10 protein-coding genes and 1 pseudogene are annotated in these 9,506 nt (G+C 61.9%); 6 read left to right on the top strand and 5 right to left on the bottom strand.

Going from position 1 to position 9,506, the window contains the following annotated elements:
• Nucleotides 1-56 precede the first annotated feature (56 nt).
• Entirely contained in the window at nucleotides 57-1,961 is a 1,905-nt protein-coding gene (locus UW3_RS0126295) for an alkaline phosphatase D family protein (RefSeq protein ID WP_026001555.1), read from the top strand.
• Between the two features lie 30 nt (nucleotides 1,962-1,991).
• On the opposite strand, the gene rssC is transcribed toward UW3_RS0126295, so the two are convergent.
• Together rssC and rssB are read right to left on the bottom strand one after the other, a co-directional pair.
• Nucleotides 1,992-2,474 carry an anti-sigma factor antagonist RssC gene (gene rssC / locus UW3_RS0126290; RefSeq protein WP_010227140.1) on the bottom strand — a complete coding sequence of 161 codons (483 nt, stop codon included), beginning with the start codon at nucleotides 2,472-2,474 and terminating at the stop codon, nucleotides 1,992-1,994.
• Entirely contained in the window at nucleotides 2,471-3,655 is a 1,185-nt protein-coding gene (gene rssB / locus UW3_RS0126285; protein ID WP_010227138.1) for a two-component system response regulator RssB, read from the bottom strand. Before rssB ends, rssC begins: the two co-directional genes overlap by 4 nt.
• 261 nt (nucleotides 3,656-3,916) lie before the next feature.
• Between rssB and UW3_RS0126280 the strand changes: the two genes are divergently transcribed.
• Nucleotides 3,917-4,216, top strand: a complete 300-nt coding sequence (locus UW3_RS0126280; RefSeq protein WP_010227136.1) for a PilZ domain-containing protein — start codon at nucleotides 3,917-3,919, stop codon at nucleotides 4,214-4,216.
• Nucleotides 4,217-4,269: 53 nt separating this feature from the next.
• On the opposite strand, the gene UW3_RS0126275 is transcribed toward UW3_RS0126280, so the two are convergent.
• Nucleotides 4,270-4,971 carry an MlaA family lipoprotein gene (locus UW3_RS0126275; protein ID WP_010227134.1) on the bottom strand — a complete coding sequence of 234 codons (702 nt, stop codon included), beginning with the start codon at nucleotides 4,969-4,971 and terminating at the stop codon, nucleotides 4,270-4,272.
• 191 nt (nucleotides 4,972-5,162) lie between these two features.
• Between UW3_RS0126275 and UW3_RS0126270 the strand changes: the two genes are divergently transcribed.
• Together UW3_RS0126270 and UW3_RS0126265 are read left to right on the top strand one after the other, a co-directional pair.
• Complete coding sequence (locus UW3_RS0126270; protein ID WP_010227133.1) at nucleotides 5,163-5,723, top strand: HAD superfamily inactivated hydrolase PcrP; 561 nt, start codon at nucleotides 5,163-5,165, stop codon at nucleotides 5,721-5,723.
• Between the two features lie 124 nt (nucleotides 5,724-5,847).
• Nucleotides 5,848-6,111 carry a DUF4404 family protein gene (locus UW3_RS0126265; RefSeq protein ID WP_010227132.1) on the top strand — a complete coding sequence of 88 codons (264 nt, stop codon included), beginning with the start codon at nucleotides 5,848-5,850 and terminating at the stop codon, nucleotides 6,109-6,111.
• A 44-nt stretch (nucleotides 6,112-6,155) separates the two neighbouring features.
• Here UW3_RS0126265 and queF read toward each other — a convergent pair whose 3' ends face one another.
• Both queF and UW3_RS0126255 read right to left on the bottom strand, forming a co-directional pair.
• Nucleotides 6,156-6,986, bottom strand: a complete 831-nt coding sequence (gene queF / locus UW3_RS0126260; RefSeq protein WP_010227131.1) for an NADPH-dependent 7-cyano-7-deazaguanine reductase QueF — start codon at nucleotides 6,984-6,986, stop codon at nucleotides 6,156-6,158.
• Nucleotides 6,987-7,054: 68 nt separating this feature from the next.
• Nucleotides 7,055-7,549: a cupredoxin domain-containing protein gene (locus UW3_RS0126255; protein WP_010227130.1), complete on the bottom strand. Its 495-nt coding sequence runs from the start codon at nucleotides 7,547-7,549 to the stop codon at nucleotides 7,055-7,057.
• A gap of 155 nt (nucleotides 7,550-7,704) precedes the next feature.
• Here UW3_RS0126255 and UW3_RS0126250 point away from each other — a divergent pair, with 155 nt between their 5' ends.
• Together UW3_RS0126250 and UW3_RS27800 are read left to right on the top strand one after the other, a co-directional pair.
• On the top strand, nucleotides 7,705-8,385 hold the full coding sequence (locus tag UW3_RS0126250) for a heavy metal response regulator transcription factor (RefSeq protein WP_010227128.1): 681 nt from the start codon (nucleotides 7,705-7,707) through the stop codon (nucleotides 8,383-8,385).
• Nucleotides 8,385-9,506 (top strand): annotated as a pseudogene (locus UW3_RS27800) (heavy metal sensor histidine kinase); the annotation flags it as partial. The gene UW3_RS0126250 and the pseudogene UW3_RS27800, both read left to right, overlap by 1 nt.

Below are 9,506 nucleotides of genomic sequence, written 5' to 3'. Positions count from 1 at the left end.
GGTGCGACGACTCGACTTGACCCGCGATGCTTTCGACTTTGCTTTCAGAGATGTTGATGTCTGAATCTTCCGAATTACCCGCAGTACTGGCCGGCCCGTTGCTGCGCCGCCTCGAACCCACGCGGATCGTGTTCTGGCTGGTAGCCTCCGAGCCGCTGCAAGCCGAGCTGCAACTGAGCTGCGCAGGCGTTAGCGCCGACATCAACTGCACGGTTGTCCCGATCGGTCGCCACGCCTTTGTCCACCTGCTCGACATCAACCTCGACAGCCCGCTGCCGTGCGACGCGCAGATCGACTACGACCTGATCCTCAACACCCAAAGCATCGCCCAGTACGCCCCGCACCTGCTCTACCCGGGCGCGCACCGGCCGAACTTCGTCCTGCGCTCGCACCTTGAGCAACTGCTCCACGGCTCATGCCGCAAACCCCATCACCCGGCAGCAGACGGCCTGCTGTGCGCCGACCGCCTGTTGCTGGAACACCCCGCGCCGTTGCAGCGCCCTGCCCTGCTGATGATGAGCGGCGACCAGGTTTATGCCGACGATGTCGCTGGCCCGATGCTGCGCGCCATTCATGCGCTGATCGAGCGCCTGGGGCTGTTTGGCGAGCACCTGCAAGGTGCGGTGGTCAATGACAGCGCCGCGCTCTACCGGCACCCGGCCAGCTATTACCACCGCGCAGACTTGCTGCCAGCACTGGAGAGCAACGAAACCCTGCGCGAGCGATTTTTTGGTGGCACGCGCAAGCCGATCTTCACCAGCAGCAACGCCGACAACCACCTGGTGACCTTCGCCGAAGTCATGGCCATGTACCTGTTGGTCTGGTCGCCGGTGCCCTGGAGCCTGATCGAGCCACAGATGCCGGCGGGCCTCACCACCGAGCGCCAGGTGCGCTACCGCCAGGAACAACAGCTGATCAACGGCTTTGCCAGCGGCCTGGGCGGGGTTGCGCGGGTATTGGCACACTTGCCGAGCCTGATGATCTTCGACGACCACGACATCACCGATGACTGGAACCTGTCGGCGCAATGGGAAGAAACCGCCTATGGCCATCCGTTCTCCAAGCGCATCATCGGCAACGCCCTGCTCGGTTACCTGCTCTGCCAGGGCTGGGGCAACAACCCTGAGGCGTTCAGCGGGCTGCTGGAGCACTGCCAAGCTTGCAGCCACAGCGCCGATGCCGATGACTACCTCGACACGCCGCTGCAGGACTCGCTGATCAACGAATTGCTGCGCTTTCAGGGTTGGCAGTTCGTCCTGCCGAGCAGCCCGGCGCTGCTGGTGCTGGACACCCGCACCCGGCGCTGGCGCAGTGAAAGCAATTTCAAGCGTCCCTCCGGCCTGCTCGACTGGGAAGCCCTCAGCGAGCTGCAACAAGCGCTGCTCGACCATCCTTCGGCGATCATCGTCTCGCCGGCGCCGATCTTCGGCGTCAAGCTGATCGAAACCGTGCAGCGGGTGTTCAGCTGGCTGGGTTATCCGCTGCTGGTGGATGCCGAGAACTGGATGGCCCATCGCGGTGCCGCGCAGGTCATCCTCAATATCTTCCGCCACTCGCGCACGCCGGGGCATTACGTGATCCTCTCCGGTGACGTGCACTATTCGTTCGTCTACGAGGTGCAGATCCGCCACCGCCAGCGCGCCCCGCACCTGTGGCAGATCACCAGCAGCGGCATCAAAAACCAGTTTCCCAAGCGCCTGCTGGATACCTTCGACCGCCTCAACCGCTGGCTGTACTCGCCACGCTCGCCGCTCAACTGGTTTACCAAGCGTCGGCAAATGCAAGTGATCCCGCGTACACCCGCCCACAGCAAGGCCGGCGAGCGGCTGTGGAACAGCGCGGGCCTGGGCCAGGTGTTTTTCAACGAACAGGGGCAACCGGCGCGGATTTTTCAGCTCAATGCCGATGGCAGCGAGGCGACTGAGTTTCCACCACGGGAAGCTGACTTGAAAGAGGTTTGACCGGCGCCAGAACGGCGCCCGGGTCGACGGTCAGGTACGTTCGAGGGCGTTGACCAGGTCGTGGAAGGCTTCGCGGTTGGAGTCGTTCAGGCCCATGAGGATCTTGTGCGCTTCGAGCACCTTGGAGCGCACCACGTCTTCGTTCTGGTCCTGGGACGGCAGGTCGGTCAGGCACTCCGGGCACGGGATCGGCCGGTCAACGATGTTGAACACCTGGTCAAAACCCATCGACTGCAGCAAACGGGTGATATCGGCATGGGTGGTGACCACCGTTGGCAGCAACCCGACTTTTTGCCGCGACAGGATCGAGAGCTTGGCCAGCAAGCCCAGGGTGGTGCTGTCGATGCTGTTGGTTTCCGTCAGATCGATGACGATCGCCGAGAAATTCAGCGCCGTGAAGATTTTTTCAATCGTCGCATCCAGCGCCGAACATAAGGTCAGGCGCACTTCACCGACAAACTTCAGCACGAAGGTGCCATTCTGCTCGGCGAACTGGATTCTACCCGTACTCATTGAAGGTTCCTGCTCAACACCAATAGGGCGATATCATCCGGCATCTCCCCAAGCGTAGCTAATCCGAATCGTTGGCGCAGCCCATCCAGACTACCGCCTGCGGCCTTGATGATTTCAGGCAGGGCCGCCTCTTTATCTTTGAGTGTCTCACCCGGCAAAAGGTCCAGAATGCCATCAGATAGCAGGGTCAGGCTGAACTGCGGCGGCAACTCCAGGATATGGTCCTGGTAGACAGCCTCCTCGAACAACCCCACCGGCAATCCACGGCCTTCCAGGTAACGGCTCTGGCCCGGGGTGTAAAGCACTGGCAACGGCAGGTGACCGCCGATGCTGTAGGTCATGATACCCGTATCTTCGTCGATTACGCCGCCGACCATGGTCACATGCTTGCCCAGCTTGCAGTTGATCAGGCCCCGGTTGATGTGCCCGAGCACCTCCGAGGGCTTGAAGTCGCGCAACGTGCCGCCGCGCTTGAATTCGAACAGCAAACGGGTAGTCATGAACTTCAGCAGCACGGTGACGAAGGCTGACGAGGCGCCATGCCCGGAAACGTCTGCCAGGTAGAACGCGATTCGCCTGTCATCGACGCGAAAATAGTCGGCAAAGTCGCCCGACAGGTACAGCGACGGAATGATCTGGTGCTCGAACGACAGGTCGTCGGCCACCCAGGGGCTTTCCGGCAGCATGTTCATCTGTACCTGACGCCCTGCGGTCTGGTCCTCCTGCAGCAGGTGCAGGCTGGCCTCCAGTTCGCGGTTGGCGGTTTCGAGCTTTTCCCGGTAGCGCTGGTTTTCCAGCACCAGCCGTGCGCGATCCAGTGCCCGGCGCACCGAATGCTCGAGTACGGCGAGGTCTTCCAGCGGCTTGATCAGGTAATCGGCCGCGCCCAGGCGCAGGGCCTCGACGGCGTCGTTCATCACCCCGGCACCCGATACCACGATCACCGGTAACTCCGGCGCGCGCTCGGTCACCTGGCGAATCAGCTCCAGGCCGCCCATTTGCGGCATGCGCAGATCGCAGATCACAAGATCAGGGTGTTCCTGTTCGAAGACCTGTAGGCCCTGCTGGCCATTGCTTGCCTGCAGGACGCTGAAACCGCTGTCTTCCAGGTAGGCGGCAAGACTCGCACGTACGACGTCGTCGTCATCGATTATCAGCAGCGTTGCACTGGTTTTCTGCATGTGGGCAAACGGCGCCAGGAATAGGTTGGGCGTAGGTGAGCGGAGCCCACGTACTGGATTCACTTCGAGCTACTCTTCTATGAGTTGTAGGACATCAAAACCTGTCCGGCAAATAGCAGAGGTGCCTTGTAAGGCGCAGACGGTACTCCCATCCGCCGGGCGTTTCAAGGGCACACCGATGGTCGCCGATGCTCTTTACAGCTGAAAGCACCGGGAGTTATAAAAACCCCTCCAACCGCAACGCAATGGAAGGATGCAGACATGAGTTCAGTGCACACGGACTACAGCGAGAAGCGCGATTTCATTCGCATGCGGGTGGATGCAGATGTCAGCCTGATCCACGCAGGTCAAGTCATCGCTGCTATCTGCCTGGACCTCTCCAGCAGCGGCATGCAGGTCCAAGCGCCACGCCAGTTCAAGGTCGGCGATAGGCTCGAGGTGCGTATCGATTCCGAGTACCCGGCGCTGGAGGGCCTGGAAGCAAGCACCGAGGTGGTGTGGATCGCCGACCAGCCTGGCGGCGAACAGAAGCTTGGCCTGCGTATCCTCAGCATGAAATAAATGCAGACACAAAAAAGGCGACCCGAAGGTCGCCTTTTGTTTGCCTATGCGGATCAGAAGTCGTCGACGACTTCGCCATCCTTGACCTTGAATTCGCGATTCTGCAGATAAGCATTGCGAATGAAGATGTATTTGTCGCCCTTGATCAGCTTTTCTGCCGACAACAGGCTTGCGCGGGTATCGACCACATCGACGGCCATGGCGGTGTTGCGGGTCGGCACATGGTCGATGTAGCGGTAGGGTTCGGTGTAGGTGTCCGGGTACTTGGCGATGGCATCACGCACGGTGCTTGGGCCGAGCAACGGCAGCATCACGTACGGGCCACTGCCCACACCCCAGTAGCCGAGGGTCTGGCCGAAGTCTTCGTCGTTGCGCTGCAGGCCCATCTTGGTGCCGACGTCGAAGAAGCCGCCGATGCCGAAGGTGGTGTTGACGATCAGCCGTGCGGTATCGACACCGGCTGCGTGCGGCTTGAGCTGCAGGACGTTGTTGGCCAGGTTGGTGACGTCGCCCAGGTTACGGAACATGTTGTGGATGCCGTCTTCGAGGAACTGCGGGGTGACCGCCTGGTAACCCTGCGCCAGCGGCTTGAGGGCATAGGTGTCGACCGTGTCGTTGAAGCGGAAAATCGGCCGGTTGATGCTTTCCCATGGATCTTCTTCGGTCGCCGCCTGGGCCGCGACTACAGGTGCCAACAGCACGCCGGCACAGACACAGGCCCGGGTCATCCGATCGATCAGGCCGATCCTACGCATAGAGTTACTCCTCGAACTGGGGCAGACGCTGCGCGTCCTACGCCGAAAAATGAAGCAAGTATAAGGCCTCTGCTGCCGTTAAGCAGCTTGGCATAAACAGCGCCGCAAAAAAGTGAATAACTGTGTATCGGCAGCGTCACCAAAAGGTAACAACCCAAGCGTAGCCTGCAAGGTATTTCAGGGACCTTGCCATGCCAGACTCCCCCGCCATCACAGCCCTGCTGTTCGGCTTGCGCGGCTGCCTTGTCGAAGTGAACCCGGGCGCTGATGCCCGCACTCCCTGCCCGACTCCCGGTGCGCTGCCCACCCTTGACTGGCTGCATCAACAAAAGGTTCCTTGCGCCTGGCTCGATGAGCTCCCGGCCGCCGAGGGCAACCATCTGGCGCGCCCCCTGCCTGCCTGGCTCAATGGCTACCCCGGCGGCAACACCCCCTGGCCTGCGCCAGATGCCTGCTGGCAGGCGTTGATGCACCTGCAGGCGGGTAAACTCGAGGGTTGTGTGCTGGTCAGTGACGAACCGCGCCTGCTGCAATCGGGCCTCAATGCCGGGCTGTGGACCAGCGCGCTGTCGTCCTGGGGGCCCAGCAGCCAGTGGCAAGCCCTGAGCCCCAAGGAGCAGGAACGCAAGCGCGGCCAGGCCACGTTGCAGTTGTTTGCCCTGGGCGTGCACTCAGTGGTCGACCACCTTGAAGCCCTGGCCGATTGCCTGGCGGATATCGGCCAACGCCGGCGCAAAGGCGAAAAGCCCTGAAACAGCGCCATTGATCAGGGTCATGCAAAGCACTGGCCGGTGGATTACTCTAGTAGACAGGGCATGGACCTTTCACCCGCTGCCGGGGTCCATGACTGTGCCTATTCATAGAGGGAGAACACCCATGCCTGCCCGCGAACTGCAACAGCAACTCAACGAGCTGCGCGAGCAACTGGAGCAAAACCCGCCGCTTTCAGAAGAAGAGCGCATACACCTGCGTGAGCTGATGCAGCAAATCGAGGCCAAGCTCGAACTGGAAGCCGCAAGCCCTGACAACGATCTGATCGATAGCGTCAACCTGGCTGTGGAAACCTTCGAAGCCAACCACCCCAGTTTGACCGGCATCCTGCGCAGGCTTGCCGTAAGCTTGCACAGCATGGGCATCTAAGCCCATCCAAATAAACAAGCCCCGTCATCGAACGGGGCTTTTCGTTACTGGCGAACCAGTCGCAGGTTCTCCAGGGTCACCTGTGAAGTACTGCGGTACGGGTTGATATCCAGCCCACCGCGGCGCACGTAACGGGCATAGACCGTCAGGTGCTCAGGGTTGAGCAGGCGCTTGAGGTCAAGGTAGATACGCTCGACGCACTGTTCATGAAAGTCGGCATGCTGGCGGAAGCTGATCAGGTAGGTCAGCAGGCTGGCGTGATCCAGCGCCGCGCCACGGTAATGCACCGTCACACTGCCCCAATCAGGCTGACCGGTAACCGGGCAGTTGGACTTGAGCAAATGGCTGTGCAGGGTTTCTTCGACAACGTGGCTGCTGTCGCAACGCAGCAGCTCCGGTTGCGGCTGCTCATAGTTGCTGATGCTGACATCCAGCTCATCGATGCACACCCCCGGCAAGCCGACCACACCCTGCCCTTCGACCTCGGCCAGGCTGCGAATCTGCACGCCCACCGGCTTGCCGGCAGCAGCGGAGAGGTCCTTGACCAGGCACGCCTGCAACGCCGCTGGCGACTCGAACACGGTCTGGTTCAGCGAATTGAGGTACAGCTTGAAGGACTTCGACTCGATGATGTTCGGCGAATCGGCCGGGATGGCGAACTCGCCAATGGCCACCACCGGCTTGCCCGACGGCAACAACCAGGACAGCTCGAAGCAGTTCCAGAAGTCGACACCCAGCCATGGCAGGGTCTCGGCGCTGACACCCAGCTCGGCCCATTTCGCCGCCCGCGGAATCGGGAACAGCAGCGAAGGTGTGTAGGTGGCGACGTATTCGCTGGATTTACCCAGCGGAGAATGTTCGGCGGCAGGATGCATGGCTAAAACCTGTAGGAGCAAATGCGCCTAGTTTATCGGTTTTAGGCCATGCATTGGGTAATCGGCTGTTATTGGCCGATGGTCAGCCTGCCGACCATACCCGCCTGGTAGTGACCGGGTACGTTGCAGGCGAACTCGATCGGCGTCGATTGACTGAATGTCCAGGTCAGCTCCGCGCTCTTGCCAGGTTCGACCATCACCGTATTCGGGTCGTCATGCTGCATGGCTGCGCCATGCTCCATGCCACCGTGGCCCATGGCCGAATGGTCCATCTGGCCCTGCATGGCGAGCATTTCTTTCTGGTGCTTGGCGTGCATCACGGCATCGCCCAAGCTGAACTCGTGCGCCACTGCGCCCTTGTTGATCAGCACGAAGCGCACCGTTTCCCCGGCCTTGACCGCAAGGCTGCGCGGCGCGTAGTACATGTCGCCCATCACCACTTCGACGGTGCGGGTAGCCTTTGCTGCTGCCGCCGGCTGACCAAAAGCATAGGAATGTGCCGGTGAAGCCAGCGCTGGCAAGCTGAACAGCGCCAGGGCGCCGACGATAAAAAGGTGTTTCATTCAAGCCCACTCCAGGGTTGCGACGATTCAGGCTTCACTGTAGAAAACCGCCGCTGGCAGTCACCTGACAAAAAGATTACAACTTTGTCAGCTTGGCCACCCGACACACCCGGCGCGGTATAACCCTCCGGCAATCCACGCTAAAGAGCCTGCCGATGAAACTGTTGATCGTCGAAGACCAGACCAAGACCGGCCAGTACCTGTGCCAGGGCCTCAGTGAAGCGGGCTTCGCCACCGAGCTTGCCAGCGACGGCAATACCGGCCAGCACCTGGCCCTGACTGGCGACTATGACCTGCTGATCCTCGATGTCATGCTGCCCGGCCGCGATGGCTGGCAGATCCTTCAAGCCGTGCGCGCCGCCGGCCTGGATATCCCGGTGCTGTTCCTCACCGCCCGTGACGCGGTGGAAGACCGCGTGCATGGCCTGGAACTGGGCGCCGACGATTACCTGGTCAAGCCTTTCGCCTTCTCCGAACTGCTGGCACGGGTGCGCAGCCTGCTGCGCCGCGGCAGCAGCCCCGCGCAGGAAACCACCCTGAGCCTGGCCGACCTGCGCCTGGACCTGATCCGGCGCCGGGTCGAACGCGCCGGCCAGCGCATCGACCTGACCGCCAAGGAATTCGCCCTGCTCGAATTGCTGTTGCGCCGCCAGGGTGAAGTCCTGCCCAAGTCGCTGATTGCCTCGCAGGTGTGGGACATGAACTTTGACAGCGACACCAACGTCATCGAAGTGGCAATCCGCCGCCTGCGCCTGAAGATCGACGACGCCCATGACAACAAGCTGATCCATACCGTGCGCGGCATGGGTTATGTGCTTGAAGAGCGCAGCGCCTGATGCGCCGCCTGTCCCTTGGCAGCCGCCTGGCGCTGTTGTTTGCCGCCTGCACTGCGGTGGTCTCGCTGACCGCCGGCATCCTTTTCAGCCGTGCCAGCGAAACCCATTTCATCGAACTCGACCAGCAATTGCTCAACAGCCGCCTGTCGCTGCTGCGCCAGATGCTCGAGGGCGCGGATGACCCGGCCAGCCTCGCACCGCGCCTGCCTGCCCTGCAGACCGAACTCAGCCACCAGGCAGACCTTGCCGTGCGCATCCGTGGCAGTGACGGGCGCATCTGGTTCGACAGCCAGCCAGGCCTGCCCGATTCACCGCAGCAAGTCGGGCTCAGCACCTTGCACACCAGCGCCAGTGACTACCGCAGCCTGTGCGTCAACCTGAACAACAGCAAAGCTCAGCTGACGCTGTTTCTCGACATCACCCACCACCAGCACTTTCTTCAGCGCATGCAGCAGCTGATCTGGCTTACCGTCGGCCTCTCGGCGCTGGCTACCGCCCTGCTTGGCGCCTGGGCTGCGCGCAGCGGGTTGCGGCCGTTGCGGCAGATGGGGGAAGTGGCCTCCGGGGTGTCGGCGCGGTCGCTGACCACCCGCCTGCCGGAGGGGCAGATGCCGGTGGAGCTGGCGGAACTGGCGCAGACCGTCAACGCCATGCTCGAACGCCTGGACGATGCCTTCCAGCGCCTCTCGGCGTTCTCCGCCGATATTGCCCACGAACTGCGCACGCCGCTGTCCAACCTGCTGACCCACACCCAGGTGACCCTGACCCGGCCGCGCAGCCTGGACGAATACCGCGAAGCGCTGCACAGCAACCTTGAAGAGCTGCAGTGGATGGCGCAATTGGTCAACGACATGCTTTACCTGGCCAAGGCCGACCACGGCCTGCTGATGCCCAGCCGCCAACAGTTGGCGCTTGAGGACGAGGCCGATGCCTTGCTCGAGTACTACGCCCCGTTGGCCGAGGACGCCGACGTGAGGTTGAGCCGCGAGGGACAGGCGCCCCTGGCAGGCGACCGGCATATGTTGCGCCGGGCGCTGTCCAACCTGCTCGACAATGCCTTGCGCTTTACTCCGGCCGGTGGCGAGATTCGCGTCACGCTTGAACAACGGGAAGGCCTGGTG

The sequence above is a fragment of the Pseudomonas donghuensis genome, from assembly GCF_000259195.1.
Classification (GTDB): domain Bacteria; phylum Pseudomonadota; class Gammaproteobacteria; order Pseudomonadales; family Pseudomonadaceae; genus Aquipseudomonas; species Aquipseudomonas donghuensis.
This window is presented reverse-complemented; position numbering and strand designations above follow the sequence as displayed.

What these genes read in the sequence shown, in the direction of transcription:
- rssC (WP_010227140.1), bottom strand. Translation starts at nt 2,474, where the DNA reads ATGAGTACGGGTAGAATCCAGTTCGCCGAGCAGAATGGCACCTTCGTG.
- rssB (WP_010227138.1), bottom strand. Translation starts at nt 3,655, where the DNA reads ATGCAGAAAACCAGTGCAACGCTGCTGATAATCGATGACGACGACGTC.
- UW3_RS0126250 (WP_010227128.1), top strand. Translation starts at nt 7,705, where the DNA reads ATGAAACTGTTGATCGTCGAAGACCAGACCAAGACCGGCCAGTACCTG.
- queF (WP_010227131.1), bottom strand. Translation starts at nt 6,986, where the DNA reads ATGCATCCTGCCGCCGAACATTCTCCGCTGGGTAAATCCAGCGAATAC.
- UW3_RS0126255 (WP_010227130.1), bottom strand. Translation starts at nt 7,549, where the DNA reads ATGAAACACCTTTTTATCGTCGGCGCCCTGGCGCTGTTCAGCTTGCCA.
- UW3_RS0126295 (WP_026001555.1), top strand. Translation starts at nt 57, where the DNA reads ATGTCTGAATCTTCCGAATTACCCGCAGTACTGGCCGGCCCGTTGCTG.
- UW3_RS0126275 (WP_010227134.1), bottom strand. Translation starts at nt 4,971, where the DNA reads ATGCGTAGGATCGGCCTGATCGATCGGATGACCCGGGCCTGTGTCTGT.
- UW3_RS0126270 (WP_010227133.1), top strand. Translation starts at nt 5,163, where the DNA reads ATGCCAGACTCCCCCGCCATCACAGCCCTGCTGTTCGGCTTGCGCGGC.
- UW3_RS0126265 (WP_010227132.1), top strand. Translation starts at nt 5,848, where the DNA reads ATGCCTGCCCGCGAACTGCAACAGCAACTCAACGAGCTGCGCGAGCAA.
- UW3_RS0126280 (WP_010227136.1), top strand. Translation starts at nt 3,917, where the DNA reads ATGAGTTCAGTGCACACGGACTACAGCGAGAAGCGCGATTTCATTCGC.